Genomic DNA, 22,505 nt, shown 5'->3' on the forward strand with positions numbered 1-22,505 from the left:
CCGGCGATCAGTAGTCGGAGCGGAGCGGCGTGTCAGCCGATGTCAGCAGTGGCGTGCGAGTCGCAGGCGGGCATCCTCGCGCGCGGCGGGCGACAGGTCGGGCGCGTAGTGGAACGCGCCCGAAACCAGTGATGCGACGGGCACGCCGTCACGGAACAGCACGCGATTGCCGGCCAGCGCCGGCACCTTGTCGCCGGGCAGCAGCGTGCCGGCAAGATTCAGCGGATCGGCGCCCGTCACGCACACGTACTGGCCGTCGCCCGGTTGCCGCCGCAGTTCGCGCAGGATCGGAATCGCTTCGGGCAGCGCGAACTGTTCGCCCGCGAGCCCGGCGACGAAGCGTCCGCCGCGAATCTCGCCGCGCGCTTCGAGACGCTGCAGCACCCGCACGAGTTCGCGCCAGCTCGGCAGCCAGTCGGCTTCGCGTTCGAGCAGCCGCCAGAACACGACGCCGTAGCGGCGCAGCAGCGTCCATGCGATGTGTTCGAGCGCATCGGGGTCGGTCGCGGCCTGGCCGCGTTTCGGTACCGGCGCATCGTCCGCCGGTGCGTGGCGTTGCACGAGTGCCCAGCGGCCGGCGTCGTCCATCCCGCCGATCAGCGCGCCGCCGCGCCGTGTGCGCGGCGCAAAGGTCGCGCTGCGCTTGACGGCCGGTTTCAGCAGCGCACGCAGGCCCGCGTAACTGTCCGCGTTCACGAGGCCGGCCGACACGAGTTCGCCGAGCGCCTGTTCGAGTTCGACCGGCAGCATGTGCAGGTCGTCGAGCAGCGCGTCGAAGAACATCGCGCCGTGCGCGGCGAGGGCGTCGCGTACCTGCGTGGCCCGCGCGGACAGCGCCGGTTGCGCATCGGGGTCGCGCAGCGCCTGCCATGCGCAGAGGTGGCGGCGCGGCAGCAGCACGATCGGCGTCGTCTTCACGGGCGTGCCGGCCGCGCGCGCCGGCGCGCCGATGCGCGTCCACACGAGCTTGCCCGAGCGGCACAGCTCGTCGAGCCCGCCCGCCATGTAGTCGGTGAGTCGCGCGGGCAGCAGTGCGTCTTCCCATGCGCTTGCCGCGGCCTCGTAGCCTTCGAGCTGTTCGACCACGGCCGCGAGCGCATCGCGGCCCGAGCCGCGCGTGTCAGGCGTCAGGTGTTGCCAGTGGAACAGGAAGCGCATGAAATCGGCGCGCTCGACCGGCTCGATCTCGCGACGCAGCCGCTTCACCGTATAGCGATGAATCCGCGCAAGCAGATGGCGTTCGCACCATTCGTCCGTCGTCGTGCCCGGCGTGAACCGGCCGCGCATCACATAGCCTTCGCGCTCCAGCGCCGCGAGGGCCGTCGCGATCGACGCAGGCGGCAGGCCGAGCGGTGTCGCGATCGCGTCGAGCGCAAGCGGCCCGAAACCGGTGAGCCGCGCGCGGATCACGTCGACGAGTGCGGCGTCCGCGTCCCACGGCTGCGCGCAGGCGGCCGGTACCTTGAGCGCCGGCGCGATGCGCGCGTCGGGATGCAGCGCACGCAGGCAGACGAGCCGTTCGACCGGCACCCATAGCGCGGCGCCGCCAGGCGTAACGAGTTTCGTCGCACGGCGGCGTTCGGCGAGTTCCGCGAGCCGGTCGAGCCAGCCTTCGTGTTCGCGTGCTTCGCTATCGGCGATGCACGCGAGCGTGAGCAGCGCATCGTGCATCTCGTCGGCGTCGCGCACGAGCGGCCAGGCTTCGTCGCGCACCGCATCGATCGCGTCGGCGTCGAGTGCACCGAGATCGTCGGCCGATTCGGGATCGCTCCAGCGACGCGACTGCACGGCCTGCGTGCGGCGCTCCTCGAGCGGCGCATCGTCGAGGAACGCGTACGGCTTCGCGTTCAGGATCTCGGCCGCGAGCGGCGACGGCGCGGGCAGGTCGCGTGCGACGAGCTCGATCGCGCCGCTTTCGATCCGGCGCAGCAGCGCAAGCCAGCCATCGGTATCCATTGCGTCGTGCAGGCAGTCGTCGAGCGTCTGGTCGACGAGCGGGTGATGCGGGATCTCGCGCTCGCCGACGATGTTCTCGAGGCACGCGACCTGATCGGGGAACACGGTTGCGAGCAGGTCCTCGCTCTTCATTCGCTGCAGTTGCGGCGCGGTGCGCTTGCCGCCGGTGAAGCGCGGCAATGCGAGCGCGGTCGTCGCGTTCCAGCGCCAGCGCACGCCGAATATCGGTGCGTCGAGCAGGGCCTGCACCAGCACGTGCTCGGCGCTCGCCGAACGCAGGTAGCGCCACACTTCGTCGAGCGCGAAGCTGTGCGCGAGCGACAGCGACAGGATGATCGCGTCGTCGGTCGCGGCCGCCTGCAGCTCGAAGTTGAAACTGCGGCAGAAGCGCTTGCGCAGCGCGAGCCCCCATGCGCGGTTGATGCGGCTGCCGAACGGCGAATGGATCACGAGCTGCGTGCCGCCCGATTCGTCGAAGAAGCGCTCCATCACGAGCATGTCCTGCGTCGGCAGCGCGCCGAGCGCGGCGCGGGTGCGGGCGAGGTAGTCGGCAATCTGGTGCGCGGCGTCGGGCGACAGGTGCAGATCGTCGACGAGCCAGCGCAACGCCGGCGCGAGGCGGCTTTCGGCGGTGCCGGCGGCAACGGTGTCGTGCTGCACGTCAATCGAGGCGTCGGTATCGACTTCGATCCCGGCCTTTGATTTCGCATTCGCGCCGGCTTTGGCGTTGGTTCGGGGGGCGGACTTTCTGCCAGCTCCGTTGCCGATGCGATCGCGACCCCTGTCATGTGCGTGCCGGTCGCCGTCGGCGAACAGTCCGTCGAGCCGCGCGCGCAGCCGGCCGACCGCTGCCGACAGCTCGTCGCTGCGCCCCGGCGCCTCGCCGAGCCAGAACGGGATGTTCGGCGACTGCCCCTGCGCATCTTCCACGCGCACGCGGCCCGTTTCCACGCGAATGATCCGGTACGACTGGTTGCCGAGCTGGAACACGTCGCCGGCCAGGCTCTCGATCGCGAAATCCTCGTTGACGGTGCCGACCTGGATGCCCTGCGGCTCGAGCAGCACCGCATAGTCGGCCATGTCGGGGATCGTGCCGCCCGACGTAGTGGCGGTCATCATCGCGTTGCGGCGCCCGCGCACGGTGCCGCCGACCACATCGCGATGCAGGTACGCGCCGCGCACGCCGCGCCGGCTCGTGAAGCCTTCGGCGAGCATCTTCATCACTTCGTCGAAGCGCTCGCGCGTCAGCCGCGCATACGGCGCCGCGCGCGTGAAGCTCGCATACAGCGCGTCTTCCTGCCATTCGGTGCACGCCACTTCGGCGACGATCTGCTGCGCGAGCACGTCGAGCGGCGCTTCGGGAATGCGCAGCGTGTCGAGCTCGCCGCGTTGCACGCAATCGAGCAGCGCCGCGCATTCGACGAGTTCGTCGCGCGACAGCGGGAACAGCCGGCCCTTCGGTGTGCCGCCGACATGGTGGCCGGAGCGGCCGACGCGCTGCAGGAACGGTGCGATCCCGCGCGGCGAGCCGACCTGGCAGACGAGATCGACGTCGCCGATATCGATGCCGAGTTCGAGCGATGCGGTAGCGACGAGCAGTTTCAATTCGCCGCGCTTCAGGCGCTGCTCGGCGTCGAAGCGGTGCTCTTTCGCGAGACTGCCGTGATGCGCGGCGATCGCTTCCTTGCCGAGCCGGTCGGCGAGGTGGCGCGTCATGCGCTCGGCGGTGCGCCGCGTGTTGACGAACACCAGCGTCGTGCGATGCGCGGCCGCGAGCCCGGCGATCCGGTCGTACACCTGTTCCCACACGTCGCTTGCCATCACGGGTTCGAGCGGCACGTTCGGCAGTTCGAGCGCGAGGTCGCGCTCGCGGGTGTGGCCCGTGTCGACGATCGTGCAGTCGCGCGGCGCGTCGGCCGGGCCGCCGACCAGGAAGCGCGCGACCGCGTCGATCGGCTTTTGCGTGGCCGACAGCCCGATGCGCGGCAGCGCACGGCCGGCCAGCGCGTCGAGACGTTCGAGCGACAGCGCGAGATGGCTGCCGCGCTTGGACGACGCAAGTGCATGGATTTCGTCGACGATGACCGAGCGCACGTTCGACAGCATCTGCCGCCCCGACGTGGACGACAGCAGCACGTACAGCGATTCGGGCGTCGTCACGAGGATGTGCGGCGCGCGCTTGCGCAGCGCGGCGCGCTCGGCCTGTGTCGTGTCGCCGGTGCGCACGGCGGTGCGGATCGCCGGCACCGGCAGGCCGAGTTGCGCGAGCGATTCGGCGATGCCGGCAAGCGGCGCATCGAGGTTCACGTGGATGTCGTTCGACAGCGCCTTCAGCGGCGACACGTACACGACGAGCGTCGCGTCGGGCAGCGTGCCGTCGTGCGCCAGTGCATCGCGCACCAGTTCGTCGAGCGCGCACAGGAATGCGGTGAGCGTCTTGCCGGAGCCGGTCGGTGCCGCGACCAGCGTCGAGCGGCCGGCCTTGATGTGCGGCCACGCGAGCGCCTGCGCGCCGGTCGGCGCGGCGAACGTGCGCCGGAACCACGCGGTGACGGCCGGGTGGAACACGTCGAGCGCACTGGCGGCAGGGCGGGTAGCGGTGACGTCCATCGGAGCGTTGAAATGGGGTGCAAGCGCGCGAAAGGCGCGCGCACGAATCGAATCGTCAGTGTGCCAGACGTCGCGCGTGCGTGCCGGGCATGTGTGTCGACGTTTCTACTTCAGATGGGGGCCTGCGCCGCACTTTCAACGAACGGAAAGTTGCACGCGCGTCGGCACGCCGACAGCGTGCCGAATTGCGACGAATTGCAACTAAACGCGATGCAGCCAGCCGAGCCACTGTTCGAGCAGCGGCGCACGCGACCACAGCGACTGCGCGAGCCACAGCGTGCCGCCCCATGCGGCGGCCACGACGATCAGGTCGCAATGCCCGCTTTTCCACAGGTTGAGCGAGTGACGCCGCCAGATCCACGGCACGCCGAGCGGGTTCGGCCAGTCGGCGAGCAGGTGCATCAAGCCGCCGCATGCGAAGCCGAACAGCGGCGCGGCCCACAGTGGATGCGGATGATGGATGAGCCCGTGCCACCCGAGTGCAAGCAGCGCGATCCAGCCGATGCCCCAGTGCGTGACGGTGCGATGGGTGATCCACAGGCGGCGCTTGCGGCTCCACCATGCGACTTCGAGCCAGTCGGGCGCGGTGCCGCCTGCGACGCCCGCCGCGAATGCGGCGAACAGGCCAGAGTGCCACGGGCCGGTTGCACCGGTTTGTGCGACGAGGACAGCGGCGGCGACACCGGCTGCGAAGCCGGACGCATGATGCGCATTGTGTGATGCCATAGGAAGCGAGACGAAGAAACGTGAAGCGGCGCGTGAACGAAAAAATGATGCGGCGCGAAAGCGGGGCGCTATCTTCGCAGATCGGCCCGTGCTGCGGGAGGGACGTTTGCAGATTTTTTTGCACGTGCCGCGTGGCGTTCCGCGCAGTTCGCAACTTTCGGTTTTTTTGTGCGCTGCGTGATGACTGTCGCGGCGGCCGTCCGCGGCGGGCGCGCACCGCGTGCAATTTCGACCGCTCCGCATGCATGTTGAAAAGCCGCGGCATGACCGAGCGCACAGAACGCATGCGCTTTCGTTGCACGTCACGTGTTCGACCCTTTTTGTCCCCCTATACTACGAAGCCGGAGATGGCCGTCGGCGCGCCAGCGGCCATGAGCGGAACAGGTGCTTTTCCTGCCTGAAGGAGATCCACATGGGGGACATGCAATGACTACGCTGAATCGCTTCAAATCATCCGCTGTCGTGCTCGCGACGGTGGCCGGCATCGGGTTCCTGCCGAACGCGCCCGTCTATGCGAAGGGGCCGCAGCCGGCGGTCCTGACGAGCTCCGCGGTCGCGGTGGCCGACAAGTACAGCGCGGATGCCGCGGAGCGGATCTTCAAGGAAGGCGGCAACGCGATCGACGCGGCCGTCGCGATCGCATTCACGCTCGCCGTCACGTATCCGGAAGCCGGCAACATCGGCGGCGGCGGCTTCATGACGATCTACAAGGACGGCAAGCCGTACTTCATCGACTACCGCGAACGCGCGCCGCTCGCCGCGACGAAGGACATGTATCTCGACAAGGACGGCAACGTCGTGAAGGGCATGAGCCTGTACGGCCCGCGCGCGGTCGGCGTGCCGGGCACGGTCGCGGGCATGTGGGAGGCGCAGAAGCGCTTCGGCAAGCTGAAGTGGAAGCAGGTGCTCGCGCCGGCGATCCACTATGCGCGTGACGGCTTCGTCGTCGACGAGCAGCTCGCGCAGCGCGGCGTCGACGCATCGAAGGAGTTCGGCGGCAAGACCAACTTCGACAAGTATTTCTCCGGGCTGAAGGCGGGCGTGAACTTCAAGCAGCCCGATCTCGCCGACGTGCTGACGCGCATCGCGAACGACGGCGCGGAAGGTTTCTACAAGGGCAAGACGGCCGAGCTGATCGCTGCGTCGATGAAGACCGGCGACGGCAACGGGCTGATCACCACCGAGGATCTCGCGCAGTACCGCGCGGTGTGGCGCCAGCCGGTGCAGGCGAAGTGGAACGGCTATGACGTGATCACCGCGCCGCCCCCGAGCTCGGGCGGCATCGGCCTCGTGCAGCTGCTGAAGATGAAGGCCGATCTGAAGCAGGACTTCGAGGGCGTGAAGCTCAACTCGCCGCAGTACATCCACCTCGTCGCGGAAATCGAGAAGCGCGTGTTCGCCGATCGTGCGCAGTATCTCGGCGATCCCGATTTCTACAAGGTACCGATCGCGCAACTGACCGATGACGCATACATCGCGAAGCGCGCGGCCGAAGTCAACTCGAAGGAGCCGTCGGATACGAAGAGCGTGCAGCCGGGCCTCGGCACGACGATGCCGGAGAAGGCTGAGACGACGCACTTCTCGGTGGTCGACAAGTGGGGCAACGCGGTGTCGAACACCTACACGATCAACGGGTATTTCGGCTCGGGCGTGATTGCCGACGGCACCGGCATCGTGCTGAACGACGAGATGGACGACTTCTCCGCGAAGCCGGGCGTCGCGAACATGTTCGGCGTGGTCGGCAGCGACGCGAACGCGATCGAACCGAAGAAGCGCCCGCTGTCGTCGATGTCGCCGACGATCATGACGAAGGACGGCAAGGTGTCCCTCGTGATCGGCACGCCGGGCGGTTCGCGCATCTTCACGTCGATCTTCCAGGTGATCAACAACATCTACGACTTCAGGATGCCGTTGAAGGAAGCGGTTGGCGCGATGCGCTTCCATCACCAGCTGCTGCCGCCGAACACGATCTTCTGGGAGCCGTACCACCCGATCGAAGGCGAACTCGCGAAGCAGATCGAGGCGCGTGGCTATACGCTGAAGGGGCAGGATTTCAGCGGCGACATCCAGGTGATCAAGATCGACGGCAAGACGCCGGAGGCGATGGCCGACCCGCGCGGGCGTGGCGTGACGCGGATCATCCACTGACGTGAAGCGGCGCGTGCGCGGTTGCAAAGGCGGCCGCGCACGCCGTGTTCCGCAGCCGGGTGTCGTGCGCCGGCTGCGGAACGCACTCAGCCGGTGGTCCGGATGAATTCGGCGATGCGTGCCGCGATGGCGTCGGGCGCATCCTCGAAGCAGTAATGTCCGACGCCCGCCAGCCGTTCGACGGGCGCGGACGGAAACAGTGCCGTGAAGAGCGGCAGGAAGTGTTCGGCGCCGAGCGTTCGATCGGCGTCTCCCCAGATCGCGAGCGCGGGCTTTTCGCGTATCGCGCGCAGCGCCGCCGTATCGGGTTCCTCGAACCGGTGCGCGCCGGCGGCAAACCCGCGAGCCCATCCGATCGCGCCGATGCAGTCGGCCGGTTGCGCGAACGGCGCACCGTATGCGGCGATCCACGTGTCGTCGATGATCGCGTGATTTTCGAATCCGTTCAGCTTCAGCGTGCTCAGGATGTTGAAGCCGAGCTGACCGAGCACCGTCTCCAGCGTATCGTCCGCCGCCGCGCGCATGATCCACTGGAACCACGGCGCATCGCGACCGTTCGCTGTCAATCGCTCGACAAGATCGGGCTGGCCGAACGGCGTCGGCCCGTTCGCGGACACGATGCGCCGGATGCGATCCGGATGCCGCGCGGCAAGCCCCATGCCGACCGGGCCGCCGAAGTCGTGCATCACGAGCGTGATGCGATCGAGGCCGCGCGCGAGCACGAAGCGCTCCAGGTTGTCGATATGGTCCTGCAGCCAGTAGCTGCGGTCCTGCGGCGTCGCGCTTTTGCCGAACCCCATGTGATCGGGGACGACGACACGATGCGTCGGACTCAGCGCCGCAACCAGGTGGCGGAACAGATAACCCCACGTGGGCTCGCCATGCAGGCACAGGATGGTTTCGCCGTCGTGCGGGCCTTCGTCCACGTAATGCATCCGGAAGCCGGATGCGTCGTCGAAATGCGGGGCGAATGGAAAGGTGCCATCGAACGTGGCATCGGGCCGGATCATCGAACGCTCCTTTGGATAGTCGGATAGTTTGGTTTCAAGTTGAAACCGAATTGAAGCGTAGGATATTGGGTTTCAAGTTGCAACCGAAAGTGTGACTGGACCGCTGGCCGAATGACTGCGGCGCTGGTGTGTGACGACGTGCCAGAAAGGAATACCGCCTGAATGTATTAGCGGAACGTATCAGGTGAAGTGCCAATCAGGCCCGAATCGACCGTTCCATTCGTCGATTGCGAACAGTCAGGCCTCGGGCGATTGATCTTTCGGATGGTGAGTTTTATATTGCAACCATTCATTTCAACGAAAGCGACCGCCGTCCCGCCCGCATGCCGGGAACGGCATCGCTCATGCATCGATGAACAGACGAACCACGCACGAGGATTCCCCCTGCGGCGTTGCCCGCCCGCTGGACGCGATCGGCGACTGGTGGTCGCTGCTGATCGTCCGCGACGCGTTCGACGGGTTGCGCCGCTTCGGCGAATTCCAGAAGAATCTCGGGCTGGCCAAGAACATCCTGGCCGCGCGGCTGCGCAACCTGGTCGCGCACGGGATCATGGACATCGTGCCGGCCGCGGACGGCGGCGCGCATCACGAATACGTGCTGACCGAGAAAGGGCGCGGCCTGTTTCCGCTGCTCGTCGCGCTGCGGCAGTGGGGTGAGGACTTCTTCTTCGAACCGGACGAGGCGCACGTGCTGCTCGTCGACCGGAAGACCGGGTTGCCGGTCAGGAAACTGGAACTGCGCTCGCAGGACGGGCGCGTGCTCGGGCCGGAAGACACGGTCGTGTTGCCGCCGCCGGACTGACGCGCGGCAATCGCGGCGATGGCGCCCGCGTTACCGCTTCAGCAGCGCGTGCGCGTGCACGATCTGCTCGGCGAGCTGGTTGATCGAAATGCGCCGCTCCATCGCCTGCGAACGGATCTGCTGGTAGGCCTCTTCCTCGCTGATCGCGTTGTGCTGCATCAGCAGCGTCTTCGCTTCCTGCAGCGTGCGCGCGGACATCACGCGCTGTTCGAGTTGCGCGATACGGCGTCGGTATTCGTCATGCCGGCGGCTCTGGTGACACGCGAGCGCCATCGCGCTCAACAGGCCGAACGAGCGCACCGGCGTCGTTACCGCGCTTTGCGCATCGATGCGCAGCATCAGTTCGAGGATCGTCGGGCTTTCGTAGGTCGTGACCGCGATGAGCGGCGGGCGTGCGTCGTCTTCCAGCCACGGGATCGACAGGTGCAGCAGGTCGGGCCGGACCGCGAGAATCACGAGGTCGACGCTTTCCGGCAACGCGGCGGGCGGCGGCCAGCGCTGCTCGCTCGGGCAGCCGATGCGCGACAGCTGCTCGACGAGCAGCAGGCCGTTGTCGTCGTCCGGGTAGTAGACCATCACGCGGAGCGAACGCAGTTCGGCGAGCAGGCGCGGCGTCGAGCGGATCGGGGTGCGGGCGCGCATCGTCGGTTACGCCTTCTGTTCGTCGGGCGCGTGCACGCGGTCGCCGAGCGAATGCGTGACGAGGTACGGATCGGGATGCACGCGCCGCGTCGCTTCGCGCACGATCGTGAAATTGCCGTCGGCCGTCGCGCAGCCGATGCGCGGGTAGAGGCATGTGTGCTGCGTGAGCCGGTCGATCTTCACGCGCCCCTGCGGCGCATCGAATTCCGCCTCCGCGAGATGCTCGACGAGCCGGTCGCGCTGGTCGGTGCCGGCGCGCGCGAGCGCGTTGGCGAACAGGTGAACCTGGAAATACGCGGCTTCCCACGGCGCGGACGCGCTCGCGTCGTCGCCGAAGCGCGCCTTGAGCTGCGCGATGCAGCGCCGGTTCACATCGGAATCGATGGTCTGGAAATAGGGCGACGACGTGTAGTGGCCGGCCGCGGCCGCGCCCATCTGGCCGAGCTCGATCTCGGAGGTCGTCAGGCTCGCGATCGGCATCTTGCGTGCGTCGAGGCCGGCTTGCGCATACGCACGGTAGAACGCGGCCGTGCTGTCGCCCACCAGCGTGCTGAACACGAAGTCGGGCGCCTTCGCGCGAATGTCCTCGACCACCGCCGCGAAATCCTGCTCGGACGCGACGAGCGGCATGTACACCTCGCCGAGGATCTGACCTTCCGGATGCTGCGTGACGAGGTCGATCATGATGCGGTTCGACTCGTACGGATAGATGTAGTCGGACCCGACCAGGTACACGCGCGCGCCGAACTGCGCGGTCATGAACGCGGCGAGCTGCACGCTGTTCTGGTTGGGCGCCGCGCCCGTGTAGATCACGTTCGGCGAGAACTCGAAGCCTTCGTAGAGTGTCGGGTAGAACAGCAGCTTGTCCCATTTCTCGACGATCGGGATCAGCGCCTTGCGGCTGCTCGACATGTACGCGCCGAACAGCACGTTCACGCGTTCGGTGGCGATCAGCTCTTCGGCGAGCCGCGCATAGACGGCCGGGTCGGAACAGGCATCGCGCACGACGGGCACGATCTCGCAGCCGTTCGCGCCGCCAGCCTCGTTGATCTCGGCGATCGCCTGCAGCGTGCCGCGCAACTGGCTCTGGCCGAGGTGCGACGTGCATCCGCTCTGCGAGAACAATACGCCAACCTTCACACTGTTCATTCGGTCTTTCCTGTCTCTTCCGGTGGGGCCGTCACGCGGTCAGCCGCCCGGCCGCGTGCGCGACGACGGCCGGCAATGCGTCGCCGTTCGCCGCGTGGACGCAGCTCGGGCCGACGCCAAGTATTGTAGACAACCCGGGCGGCGCGCCGAACGACAATCCGGCGATCGCGACGCCGCGCTGCCGGCCCTGGCGTGCCGCATGGCGTGCATCCTCGACGAGATAGCGCGGGTCGAACACGTCGATGTCGGCGGCTTCGCCGTCGCCGATCATCAACACGGCGGCCCGTGCGCTCGCGGCTTCGCGACGCAGCAACGCCAGCGCATGGCGCAATGCCGCGCCCGTGCGCGTGCTCATCCCGCTGTCGGCCGCGAGCAGCGCCGCACGGCGGCCGGCGTCGAATGCTTCGCCGAAATCCTTGAAGCGCGCGTAGTACACGCGATGCCGGCCGTCCGACGTGTAGCCGTGCACGGCCCAGCGGCGCCGCTGCCGGTCGAACAGGTCACCGAGCACGAACGCCGCGCGTTTCTCGAGCGCGGCGACCTGCGCGGCCGTTGACGCCGACAGGTCGAGCAGGATCAGCACGGGCCCGCGCGCGTCGTGCGGCACGCGGCGACGGAACACGTGCGGATCGGGCGCGTGTCCGGCGCGGCGTGAGATCCGTGCGGCGATCGCTGCATCGACGTCGAGCGCATCGCCATCGAGCTGACGCCCGACACGTCGCATCGGCTCGGCTGCACGCGGAGACGGCACCCGCTTCGCCGTGCGCCGGTCGGCTTCGATCAGCGCGGCAAGCGAACGGGGTGCCACCGACGTGGCCGGCGCGCGTTCGACGATCGTCGCCCAGTCGCGGCGCTCGCGCTGCGTGTGGCAATTCCACTCGGGATAGCGCGGCGCATCGGGCGCGGGAGGCGGTTCGTCGTCGGGTTCGTCGCTGTGGCCGCCGGTCGAGGCCGACATCTCGACGCCTTCGCTGCCTGCCTGTTCGGCCGCTACGGCAGCTGGCTGTGCCCACAGCCACGCGTTGTCGTCGCGATAGGGCAGCCATGCGCCGTCGTCGGGCTCGAAACGCACGCGCATCTGGCCGAGATCGTTCGCGAGCCGCGATGCGATCGTGCGGAACGCGCGGTAATCGTCGAGCGCATCGCGGTGTTCGTTGAACAGTTGCACGCCCTTGTCGACCCACGGGTTGCCGTCGCGATACGACGGATCGAACAGCGCTTTCGCGAGCCGCGCGCACAGGCGGCCGAACGTGAGTCCTTCACGATCGATCGGCGCGAACGCGGGCGCCCAGAAGGTCACGAGCCCCGGCCAGGTGCGCGCGAGCAGCGCTTCGACGCGCGCATCCTCGATCAGCCCGGCGACGGCGATGCCGATCGGCGTCAGCTTGTCGACCGGTTCGCCCGACGGCGAATGCAGCCAGTGTGCCAGCGCGTGCGCGGCCGCCGCGATGCGCGCATCGGGCGGCAACGCGCGCGGCACACGCAGCGCGGCATGGCCGAGCGTCGTGCGCAGCGCCGCATCGTCGAGCCGCACGTCGGTCGCGTGCGCGGTCATGCCGTGCAGGAAGCGGGCGAGTTGCAGTGCGCTCATGTCGCGAAGTGCGCGGCGGCCATCGTCTGCAACGCGGCGCGCGTGTCGGCGTCGTCGGTCGCCGCGTCGCTGATCGCGATCCGGCACGCATCGAGCGGCGCGAGCCCCGCGACGATCAGCCGGGCCGCGTGCACGAGCAGGCGCGTCGATGCACCTTCGTCGAGCCCGTTGCCGGCCTGAGCGAGCGCGCGCGTGTGGTGGGCGAGATCGACGAGGCGACGCGCGGTTTCGCGGTCGGCGCCGCTTTCGCGCACGACGACGTCGGCCTCGTGCGCGGCATCGGGATAGCCGAAGTCGATCGCGACGAAACGCTGCCTGGTCGACGGCTTGAGCCGCCGGTGTTCGCCGTGATAGCCGGGGTTGTACGAGATCACCAGATGAAAATCCGGATGCGCATGCACGACCTCGCCGAGCCGGTCGAGCGGCAGCACGCGCCGCGAGTCGGTCAGCGGATGGATCACGACCGTCGCGTCGGGGCGCGCCTCGACGATCTCGTCGAGATAGCAGATCGCGCCATGCCGCGCGGCGAGCGTGAGCGGCCCGTCGGCCCAGTAGGTGCCGTCGGCATCGAGCAGGTGGCGGCCGGTCAGGTCGGCCGCCGACGTGTCGTCGTTGCACGCGACCTGGATCAGCGGCAGGCCCATGCGCCACGCCATGTACTCGACGAACCGCGTCTTGCCGCAACCGGTCGGCCCTTTCAGCAGGACCGGCAGGTGATGGCGGCAAGCCGTCTCGAACCAGGCGGCCTCGGCGCCGGCAGCTTGGTAGAACGGTGCGTCGGCAATGCGGTGCCCGGCAAGCGGATCGGTGGCAAGCGGCGTATCGCGTGCGCTCATTACCACCTCCCCGTCATCATCAGCATGCCGGGCAGCCAGCAGGTGCCGACGCCGATCGCGATCGTGTAGCCGGGCAGGAAGCGCACGCGGCGCTTCAGCCCGAGCGCGACGAAGAACAGGAACCACAGGCTCGACCACAGCAGCCACATCGCGCCGAAACGCACGTCATGCGACGTGCCCGCATAGACGAGCGCGCTGATCGCGACGAACAGGCAGTACCAGCCGAGGCCCGCGCCTTGCAGCCCGCGCCACTGGACGGCGGCGAGATACAGGTACGTGAATGCGAACAGCAGGCCGCCCGCGCTCGAGAAATATTGCTGCGGCGCCGAGGCCTGCACGAGGCCGACGAGGTTGATCAGCAACGCGAGCAGCCCGACGAGCAGGTTCAGGCCGGCGGCATCGCGCGGTTCGATGCGACCGGTGAGCGCGACGCCGTTGACGACCAGCACCGCGCCGATGAAGAAGAGAGCGACACCGAGCATGATGAAGGCTCCAGAGTGAGACGGAGCCGTTCGCGCACGCTGCGCGAACGGCCGGGCAGGGCGCGGGCTCAGCGGTGCGCGGGCGCTTCGGACGGAATGCCCTCGATCGGGCATTCGGGCGTGCCGGGTGTCGCGCGCGTGAGCCGTTCGACGGCCTGGCGCGTGCCGTCCGGGTCGTTCACCCAGTTCGCGTAGAACTCGAACGGGCATTGCGCGACGCCGTTCGGCGATTCGCCGGAACCGATCTTGCCCGTGTAGCCGCGGTGCAGCAGCTTGTACAGGTGGTTCTGCGATTGCATGTTGCGGCGCGCGTCGCGGATCAGGCTCACCGACAGCTCCGCATACTGCACGCCGTTTTCTTCCTCGCCGCATTCGCCGAGCGTGCGGCCGTCGAAGCCGACGATCGCCGAGTGGCCGAAATACGAATACACGCCGTCGAACCCGGATGCGTTCGCGACCGCGACGTAGCAGTTGTTCATGAACGCCATCGCCTTCGACACGAGCACCTGCTGGTCCTTCGCCGGGTACATGTAGCCCTGGCAGCGCACGACGAGCTCGGCGCCGCGCATCACGCAGTCGCGCCAGATCTCCGGATAGTTGCCGTCGTCGCAGATGATCAGGCTGATCTTGAGCCCCTTCGGCCCTTCGGCAACATACGTGCAGTCGCCCGGATACCAGCCTTCGACGGGCACCCACGGCATGATCTTGCGGTACTTCTGCACGATCTCGCCCTGGTTGTTGATCAGCACGAGCGTGTTGTACGGCGCCTTGTTCGGGTGTTCTTCGTGTCGCTCGCCGGTCAGCGAGAACACGCCCCACACGTTGGCCTTGCGGCACGCGGCCGCGAAGATGTCGGTTTCCTCGCCGGGGATCGTCGACGCCGTGTCGTACATCTCCTTCGCGTCGTACATGATTCCGTGCGTCGAGTATTCGGGAAACACGATGAGGTCCATGCCGGGCAGGCCGCGCTTGATGCCGACCACGCGCTCCGCGATTTCGCGGGCGTTCGCGATCACGTCGGCGCGCGTGTGCAGGCGCGGCATCTTGTACTGGACGACGGCGACGCCGACGGCGTCGTTGCTGCTGGAAATATCGCCATGACGCATGGTGTGCTCCTGGTTCGGGTGAAGACGTGCGTTTTCGAAAGGCAAAAAAAAGCCCTTGCCTCGACGAGCGAGGCAAGGGCTTCTTTGCCGGTCCGTTCATCCGACAACGCTGTCGGATAACGGGAATGCGGATGGGTGGCCCGATGTCGGGCCGGCGAAGCGCGGGCTAGCGGGCGCGCGCTGCGCACGATCGTGGGACGTCTTTGTCCGCCGGATCGATGGGATGCACTCTAGGCAAAGTTTTTTTTGGACGCAACATCGCGTATACCCCTGCACGTCGTGAGAGCCCGGTGGCCGGCACGGCGTGCGTCCGGGATCGTGCGTTGCGTCGGGCGATGGCGCGGGGTCGGACGCAAGATTGCGCGAACGACGGGGCGGTATCGTGCCGCGCCCGCGTCGACGTCAACGGATTTGCAGGCGCATCGGCAATGCGTAATAAGGTTGTGTGTGCAACCGTATTGGGATGTGTCGATACGCATCGAAGCGCCGCTCAACTGCGGTCGCTCGCCGCGTTGCTTTCGAGGAAGCTGTCCACCGCGATCAGCGACTGTTCGTCGAGCGTACCCAGCACGCTTTTCAGCTTCAGCTGCAGCTTCAGCGCATCGAGATAGCTGTCGAACAGCTTTTGCCGGATGCCCGAGATGTCGCGCCGCAGGTTCAGCGTTTCGTATGTCGTGCTGTAGCCGACCTGGTGCGCCTTCATCGACGAATCGTACGCAAGCCGCGCGGCCTGCAGCGACTGCTGCAGCGCACGGATGCGCTTGCCGACCGATTCGAGCGCGGACAGCGCTTCGCGATGATCGGTGCCCAGTTGCTCCTCGACCTCGCGCAGCCGGTTGCGGTACTGCTCGGTCACGTGCTCGGCCTCCACCTGCCGGTAGTACACGCTGCCGCCGGAGAAGATCGGGATCGTCACCTGCACGCCGATCGCGCTCTGATGGAAGTCGGAGCGATCGGTGAGCCCGCGCAGGTTCGGGTTGAGCCCGCGCGAATACGACGCGAACAGGTCGACGGTCGGCAAGTGCTCGGCGCTGACGCGTTTCGCGGCGAGCCGCGCGACCTGGACGTCGCGATACGCCTGCCGGTACGCGGGGTTGTCCTGCGGCGCGTATTCGCCCGACGGAATGCGCGGTGACGACCCGCGCATCGCGAGCCGCGGCCAGCGCGAGAAATCGATCGTCGAACCGAGCAGCGTCTCGTAGCGCGCGCGGCGCGCGTCGACGTCGGTTTGCGCGAGGGCTTCGTCGGATTGCGCGAGGCTGCGGCGCGCCTCGATTTCGGCCGTATCGCCGATCGTCTTCATCCCGAGCTGCGCCATGCGCCGCGTATCGCTTTCGAGCCGGGTGAGCGCGTTCACTTCGTCGTCGGCCGACTGCAGTTTCTCGCGCGCGCTGAGCAGGTCGAAGCACGCGTTCGCGACGCGCAGGATCAGGTCCTGCCTCGCCACCTCGAGCTTCTGTTTCGCCGATTCCTCGTACTCGGTCGCGCGCCGCATGTCGTACAGGTAGGGCACGTTGAACAGCGCCTGCGTGACCTGCGCGGAACCGTAGGCGGCATTGCTCGACCCGCTGACGTCGATGCCGAACAGGTTCGCGTGCGTGCCGTAGCGTCCCCATTCGAGTTGCGCGGCGGCCTGCGGCAGCATCTGCGCGCGCGCTTCGGGGAATTTCTGGCGGGCCGCGTCGTATTCGCTGCGCGCCTGCAGGTAGCGCGGATCGTGCACGACCGCGTACTGGAAGGCGGTGTCGAGGCAGAACGCACGCGCGTTTGCGGACATGCCGGCTATCGTTACAGCGAACAATGTCATGGTTGCAAGTCGGGGATTCCACCTAGTCGAAAAACTTGATAGGGAATTACCCGCATTCTGCGTCGCCGATCCGCGATGCGCGCGCCTCGTTTCAAACATGGCCGTCTCCGTCTCCTGCCCGTGCCGCAACGCATTGCGGCGGGATTTAAACGTTTTGAAATTGAAATTCAAACAGCGTGAATGCCTGCCAACCGTGGCGCATCGGAAAACGCCAATGTAAGAGTGTGTCTTCCATTGAATTCCGATGCGCTCGCATGATAGCCTGATTTCGGCTCGTAATCGCAGTGATTATTAGATTAACAAGTCGCTAGAGATTAAAAGCCGTTTGTCTTTCAACGAAGGTTCTTTGCATCATCTTTATTTTTTACGAGGAGAGAATGATGAAGGTCATGACGACGGAACAGGTCAGGAATGTGCATGGCGGCGGTGCGATCAGCTCGCTGGGTAGCCTCGCCGTTGACGCCGCGCCGGTGGTGACCGCGCTCGGCCAGTTCCTGCCGAGCCTCGGCAATTACCTGCAGAACCCGAAGACGTTCAATAACACCGGCAAGTAACCGCCGTGCGCGGGGAGGCGCCCCCCGCGCGAAATGCTGCGAAACAGAAGGAAAAGAATCGATCGCCGCAGTGGAAATAAAGCGAATCCGAAATGCATTATTTTCGGTTCGGGCGATTATCAGGAGGCAGGAGTGCCGGATTATCCCCGTAATAAAGTGAACGGCCATTGAGATTGCAATTGGCTGACGGTGGCGGGCATTCCGACAATATAAAGGCCACAACAAATGCGAGACATCACGGAAGAACAGGCCCGCCAGATTCGCGGCGGCGCGTCGCTTTACTCCAATTCGGCCGCCTATACGGTCGATCTCGTCAATCAGTCGATCGGAACCACACTCCAGGGCCTGATGACCCAGTACCAGACCCACGCCGTCGAACAGTTCCGGATGTCGCTCGGCTCGTCGCGCTGAGCGGCCCGCCAAGCGGCCGGCAACACCGATCTTCCGCCGCAGCCGGCAGCGCGCCGGCTGCGCCCATGCGTATCGCGCACGACCCGCCACGGGCTCGCTACCGGCAGGCCCGGGCGGCGCGTCGTCGCGCCCCGGGTGCCCGACCATGCTCTTCAATACGCGTAAAGTCCGTCCGGTCCTGCAGGACGAGGTGACGGAGTGCGGCCTGGCCTGCCTCGCGATGATCGCGTCGTGGCACGGCCGCGAAACGACGTTGCGCACGCTGCGCAACCGCTATCCGGTCCGGATCGATTCCGGGCTGTCGTTCTTCGACCTGATGGAGATCTCGAACGATCTCGGCCTGCGCGCTCGCGGGCTGCAGTTCGACGCGGGCGAGCTCGATGCGCTCAAGACGCCGTGCATCCTGCACTGGGGGATGAACCACTATGTCGTGCTGACGAAGGTCGGCTACGGCAGCGTGCACATCGTCGATCCCGCGCTCGGCGAGACGAAGCTGCCGCTCGCGCAGGCGCTCACGCACATCACCGGCTATGCGCTCGAACTGAATCCGGACATCGGCTTCACGCGGGCGGGGCAGGCCGACCGGATCCGGCTGCGCGACTACCTCGAAGGGCTGACCGGCATCCGCAAGAGCCTCGCGATCGGCATCGCGGGCGGCGTCGCAGCACAGCTCCTGCTGTTGCTCGGCCCGTCGTACGTGCAGCTGACGATCGACGAGGCGCTGAAGAAGACCGACGTCGACATCCTGTACCTGCTGACGATCCTGTTCGCGATCGTGTTCCTGTTCGACACGCTGTACGCGAACCTCGTCGGCAACATCAAGAGCTACCTGCGCAACATCGTGTCGCAGCAATTGTCGGCGAACATGGTCGGGCACCTCGCGCGGCTGCCGATCGGTTATTTCCTGTTCCACAACACCGGCGATTCGATCTCGCGCGTGTCGTCGGTGTCGGAGGTCGGGCGCTTTCTCGTCGACGGGCTGGTCGGCGGGCTGCTCAATATCGTCACGTGCACGCTGACGCTCGTGCTGATGCTGTACTACAGCCCGGTGCTGGCCGGCATCAGCCTGGCCGGGATGGTGCTGTTCGCGCTGAGCCGGCTCGCGATCCAGCCGCAACTGCAGGACGCGATGTCGCAGATCCTCACGCGCGGCGCCGAAGCCGACGCGCTGCTGATCGAGAACATCCGCTCCGCGCACTCGATCAAGCTGCTGTCGGCCGAGACCGCGCGCAGCAGCCTGTGGGTCAACGCATTCACGCAGAAGCTGCAGGCGATGCGCCAGCAGGAGCGGCTGCAGTTGCTGTTCGATGCGATCTCGAAAGGGATCGTGCACGTCGAGCAGCTCGTCATCGTCACGTACGGCGCGTGGCTCGTGATGCATGGGCAGAGCACGATCGGCGTGATCTACGCGTTCATCCAGTACAAGAACCTGTTCGCCGACAAGTTCATCGATTCGATCCAGCTCTACGTGCGCCGCAAGGTGCTGCAGGTACACATGGACCGTGTCGCGGACGTGCTGCAGACCGAAACCGAGGAGCCTGCACCGGACGCGGTCGTGCGGCCGGTCGACGGCTTCGACGGCGCGCTGGCGATCCGTGCGCTGTCGTACACGCCGAAGGGCGGCAACCGCCCGATCCTGCGCGATATCGCGCTCGACGTGCCGGCGGGCAGCAAGATCGCGATCGTCGGCCGCACCGGCAGCGGCAAGACGACGCTGCTGAACCTGATCTGCGGGCTCGTGCGGCCCGAGCCCGGCACGCTGTTCGTCGGCGGCGTCGATCTCGCGGAAGTGAACCTGCGGCAGTACCGCAAGCATCTCGCGGCCGTCACGCAGTCCGACCAGCTGTTTCGCGGGACGATCCGCGACAACATCACGAATTTCGCGCCCGCGCCGCGGATCGGCGCGATGTTCGACGCAGCGAAGCTCGCGTGCATCCACGACGAGATCGAGCGGCTCGACCATCGCTACGACACGCCGCTCGGCGATACGCAGAAATTCCTGTCGGCCGGGCAGATGCAGCGGCTCCTGATCGCGCGGGCGCTGTATTGCGAGCCGCGCCTGCTGATCCTCGACGAGTTTTCGTCGAACCTCGACCAGGCGACGACGCACGAGATCTGCCGCAACGTGCTGACGCTGCCGTGCACGATCGTGCTCGTCACGCACGACGCGTCGATCCTGTCGATGGTCGACCGGATCTACGAAATGCATGACGGCGTATTGACCGACGCGACCGACGCATGGCGTTCGGCCGAGGAGACGCGGTGATGCTCGGACGACTCTTTCTGCTCAATCCGTTCTCGTATGCGTTCCTGGTGCGGCGCGCGGTGCGTGCCGTCGCGCTGCGCACGTCGCCCGCGCGCGGGTTGCGATTGATGCGCTGGTGCTCGGGCGCATGCCTGCGCTGCTTTCCGTGCATTCGCGAGTCGATCGAGCGCGCGGTTGCATACATGCTGAGCGCGCACCTGAACGACGATCCGCGACGCGTGCGGGAAGTGTCGGCGGCGATCGTGCGCGAACTGTTCGAAGCGGAGTTCGCGGGGCTCAAGCTGCGGTCGCACAGCCTCGAATCGATGAAGTCGATGATCGACGGGATGGCGTGCGAAGGCGACGCCCAGCTGCGGGCAGCGCTCGCGCGCGGCGGCCCGCTGATGCTCGCGGGGCTGCACTTCGGCAACCTGATGCTGTTCGTCACGAAGCTGCGCTTCATGATTCCCGACGACCGCAAGCTGATGGTGATCCTGCACCGCGATGCGCCGGGCGCGTTCTTCGACGATGCGCTGCGGCTCGTCGCCGAGTACGGCGCAGGCGAAGTCGAGTTCATCGACATCGAGGAGCGCGTGCACCTGCGCCGGCTGATCACGAGCCTGCGGCGCGAGGCGCCCGTGTTCCTGCTGTTCTCCGACCTGCACGGCAAGTTCGGCAAGACCAACCGCTGCCGGCTCGGCGGCCGCTGGGTGCGGATGGCCGGCGGCGGCGTGAAGCTCGCGGTCGAGCAGGGCATTCCGCTGCTCGTCGCGTATGCGACCGGCGTGCCGTTCCGCGATCGCTGCGCGGTGCATTTCACCGAGCTCGCGGCCAGCCCGCTCGCGCCGATGCTCGGCGCGGACGACGACGCGTCGCCGGTGCGCGCGACGCACCAGCGCATCGTCGACCGGCTCGAGCAGGCGCTCGTGCACCAGCCCGAGCAGTGGCATTTCTGGGAACACTTCACGCCTTACCTGATGCCGGCGCCGCTGCTCGATGCGGCCGCGCGGCGTCGCTCCTGACGAGCCTGCCCCATGCCGACCTGGAATTCCGCCCTCCGAGAACAGAAGCCGTCGCGCAAGCTCGCGCGCGGCACGACCTTCGGCACCGTGATCCACGGCGTCGTCGACGTGCCGGTGTCGATGCGGTTCTTCTGCTACCTGTCGCTCGCGATGTTCGCAATGTTCGTGACCGCGCTCGTCGAACTGAGCTACGCGAACACCGAGAGCGTGTCGGGGATGCTGACGCCGCGCTCGGGGCTGATCGGCGTCAGCGCGCCGCCGGGCTGGGCCGTGCGCGACGTCTACGTCGGCAAGGACCAGCACGTGAAGGCCGGCCAGCGGCTGCTCGCGGTGACGCGCGACACGAGCTTCGTGAGCCAGGCGAACAACGTGCAGGGCATGCGCGCGGCGCTCGACCGGCAGCGCGTCGAGGTGACGCAGCAAATCGACGCGGCGCGGCTCGAATACAAGTCGTCGGTGCAGCAGATCAACCAGCAGATCGCCGCGCAGGGCGAGAGCAGCGGGCTGATCGGCCGGCAGATCCAGGACCAGAAGCGCATCGTCGACGAGTACGGCGAACGGCGGACACGCGTGAAGCAGCTGCTCGACGAGCAGGTCGTGACGCTCGAGCAGTACAACCAGGTCAACACGCAATACCTGCAGGCCGGGCAGGCGTACCAGGACCTGCTGCTGCGCCGCGCCGAGCTCGCGAAGAACGCGATGAAGCTGCGCGGCGACCTCGACACGATGCAGAGCAAGTACGACGGCGCGAACGCGGAACTGAAGATCAAGCAGGAGGAGCTGAACGCGAAGGAATACAACATCGACGAGAACGTGAACCAGGTGCTGTACGCGCCGGCCGACGGGCAGATCGTGCGGCTCGACGTCGTGCAGGGCGGCGTGATCGACCCGCCGGGCACGCGCGTCGTCGAGATCCTGCCCGCGAAGGCCGACGGGCTGATCGCCGAGGTCTACATTCCGTCGTCGAAGGCCGGCTTCGTGAAGAAGGGGCAGGAAGTGAAGGTGGCGTACGCCAGCTATCCGGTCGAGAAGTTCGGCACGTATCGCGGCAAGGTGCTGTCGATCTCGCCGGTCGCGTTTTCCGCGAAGGAGCTGAACCTGCCGGGCGATGCCGCCACGCCGCAGACGTACTTCAAGACCTGGGTCGAGCTGGCCGACCGCACGCCCGCATTCGAAGGGCGGCCGCTGTCGCTGCGGGCCGGGATGATGCTGAAGGCCGACATCGTGCTGGAGCGGCGCAGCCTGCTCGAATGGCTGTTCGAGCCGTTGTATCGCATCCGTCAACGCCTGTTCGGCGTGCCGGCCTGAGCCGATGGCGAGCCGGGACAAGCACCGCCGCCGCGCGCGGCCGGGCGCCGTGCGTCCGCTGTCGCGCTGGCTCGGCGCGACGCTGTTCGCGTGCGCGGCC

Annotated in this window: 17 protein-coding genes; 7 read left to right on the plus strand and 10 right to left on the minus strand. The window is 67.1% G+C overall.

All coding sequences use genetic code 11. From position 1 onward, the window contains the following. Nucleotides 1–42: 42 nt before the first annotated feature. Together BDI24065_RS29060 and BDI24065_RS29065 are read right to left on the minus strand one after the other, a co-directional pair. Nucleotides 43–4,566 carry a DEAD/DEAH box helicase gene (locus tag BDI24065_RS29060; RefSeq protein ID WP_175034153.1) on the minus strand — a complete coding sequence of 1,508 codons (4,524 nt, stop codon included), beginning with the start codon at nt 4,564–4,566 and terminating at the stop codon, nt 43–45. Nucleotides 4,567–4,767: 201 nt separating this feature from the next. After that, entirely contained in the window at nt 4,768–5,292 is a 525-nt protein-coding gene (locus BDI24065_RS29065; RefSeq protein ID WP_175034154.1) for a metal-dependent hydrolase, read from the minus strand. A 426-nt stretch (nt 5,293–5,718) separates the two neighbouring features. Between BDI24065_RS29065 and ggt the strand changes: the two genes are divergently transcribed. Next, a complete protein-coding gene (gene ggt, locus BDI24065_RS29070) occupies nt 5,719–7,440 on the plus strand; it encodes a gamma-glutamyltransferase (protein WP_175034155.1) in 1,722 nt (573 codons plus the stop codon). 86 nt (nt 7,441–7,526) lie between these two features. Here the strand turns inward: ggt and BDI24065_RS29075 are convergent, their stop codons facing one another. Further along, nucleotides 7,527–8,450, minus strand: coding sequence for an alpha/beta fold hydrolase (locus BDI24065_RS29075; protein ID WP_175034156.1), 924 nt, complete (start codon nt 8,448–8,450; stop codon nt 7,527–7,529). 352 nt (nt 8,451–8,802) lie between these two features. On the opposite strand from BDI24065_RS29075, the gene BDI24065_RS29080 reads away from it, so the two are divergent. Beyond that, entirely contained in the window at nt 8,803–9,252 is a 450-nt protein-coding gene (locus BDI24065_RS29080) for a winged helix-turn-helix transcriptional regulator (RefSeq protein ID WP_089453165.1), read from the plus strand. 30 nt (nt 9,253–9,282) lie between these two features. On the opposite strand, the gene BDI24065_RS29085 is transcribed toward BDI24065_RS29080, so the two are convergent. The 7 genes from BDI24065_RS29085 to BDI24065_RS29115 form a co-directional block, all read right to left on the minus strand. After that, complete coding sequence (locus BDI24065_RS29085) at nt 9,283–9,894, minus strand: ANTAR domain-containing response regulator (protein ID WP_027791381.1); 612 nt, start codon at nt 9,892–9,894, stop codon at nt 9,283–9,285. A 6-nt stretch (nt 9,895–9,900) separates the two neighbouring features. Continuing rightward, on the minus strand, nt 9,901–11,043 hold the full coding sequence (locus tag BDI24065_RS29090) for a transporter substrate-binding domain-containing protein (protein ID WP_175034157.1): 1,143 nt from the start codon (nt 11,041–11,043) through the stop codon (nt 9,901–9,903). Between the two features lie 31 nt (nt 11,044–11,074). Further along, nucleotides 11,075–12,634 (minus strand): nitric oxide reductase activation protein, encoded by a 1,560-nt coding sequence (locus tag BDI24065_RS29095; RefSeq protein WP_175034158.1) that lies wholly within the window; start codon nt 12,632–12,634, stop codon nt 11,075–11,077. Next, entirely contained in the window at nt 12,631–13,470 is an 840-nt protein-coding gene (locus tag BDI24065_RS29100; RefSeq protein ID WP_175034159.1) for a CbbQ/NirQ/NorQ/GpvN family protein, read from the minus strand. Before BDI24065_RS29100 ends, BDI24065_RS29095 begins: the two co-directional genes overlap by 4 nt. After that, nucleotides 13,470–13,952, minus strand: coding sequence for an AmiS/UreI family transporter (locus BDI24065_RS29105; protein WP_174956454.1), 483 nt, complete (start codon nt 13,950–13,952; stop codon nt 13,470–13,472). The genes BDI24065_RS29100 and BDI24065_RS29105 overlap by 1 nt, the downstream gene beginning before the upstream one ends. Before the next feature lie 68 nt (nt 13,953–14,020). Then, entirely contained in the window at nt 14,021–15,058 is a 1,038-nt protein-coding gene (locus BDI24065_RS29110) for an aliphatic amidase (protein WP_043183421.1), read from the minus strand. Nucleotides 15,059–15,548: 490 nt separating this feature from the next. After that, the gene (locus BDI24065_RS29115; RefSeq protein ID WP_175034160.1) at nt 15,549–16,964 is read right to left on the minus strand and encodes a TolC family protein; all 1,416 of its coding nucleotides are present in this window, start codon (nt 16,962–16,964) and stop codon (nt 15,549–15,551) included. Nucleotides 16,965–17,242: 278 nt separating this feature from the next. Here BDI24065_RS29115 and BDI24065_RS29120 point away from each other — a divergent pair, with 278 nt between their 5' ends. The 5 genes from BDI24065_RS29120 (at nt 17,243) to BDI24065_RS29140 (ending at nt 22,405) form a co-directional block, all read left to right on the plus strand. Continuing rightward, nucleotides 17,243–17,419: a hypothetical protein gene (locus tag BDI24065_RS29120; protein WP_006479216.1), complete on the plus strand. Its 177-nt coding sequence runs from the start codon at nt 17,243–17,245 to the stop codon at nt 17,417–17,419. Nucleotides 17,420–17,644: 225 nt separating this feature from the next. Further along, nucleotides 17,645–17,830 carry a hypothetical protein gene (locus BDI24065_RS29125; protein ID WP_174996417.1) on the plus strand — a complete coding sequence of 62 codons (186 nt, stop codon included), beginning with the start codon at nt 17,645–17,647 and terminating at the stop codon, nt 17,828–17,830. Between the two features lie 145 nt (nt 17,831–17,975). After that, entirely contained in the window at nt 17,976–20,096 is a 2,121-nt protein-coding gene (locus BDI24065_RS29130) for a peptidase domain-containing ABC transporter (RefSeq protein WP_175034161.1), read from the plus strand. Beyond that, a complete protein-coding gene (locus tag BDI24065_RS29135; RefSeq protein WP_175034162.1) occupies nt 20,093–21,097 on the plus strand; it encodes a hypothetical protein in 1,005 nt (334 codons plus the stop codon). Before BDI24065_RS29130 ends, BDI24065_RS29135 begins: the two co-directional genes overlap by 4 nt. Before the next feature lie 12 nt (nt 21,098–21,109). Next, nucleotides 21,110–22,405 carry an HlyD family secretion protein gene (locus tag BDI24065_RS29140; protein WP_175034163.1) on the plus strand — a complete coding sequence of 432 codons (1,296 nt, stop codon included), beginning with the start codon at nt 21,110–21,112 and terminating at the stop codon, nt 22,403–22,405. Nucleotides 22,406–22,505 lie beyond the last annotated feature (100 nt).

Source organism: Burkholderia lata (assembly GCF_902499025.1).
Lineage (GTDB): Bacteria > Pseudomonadota > Gammaproteobacteria > Burkholderiales > Burkholderiaceae > Burkholderia > Burkholderia lata_C.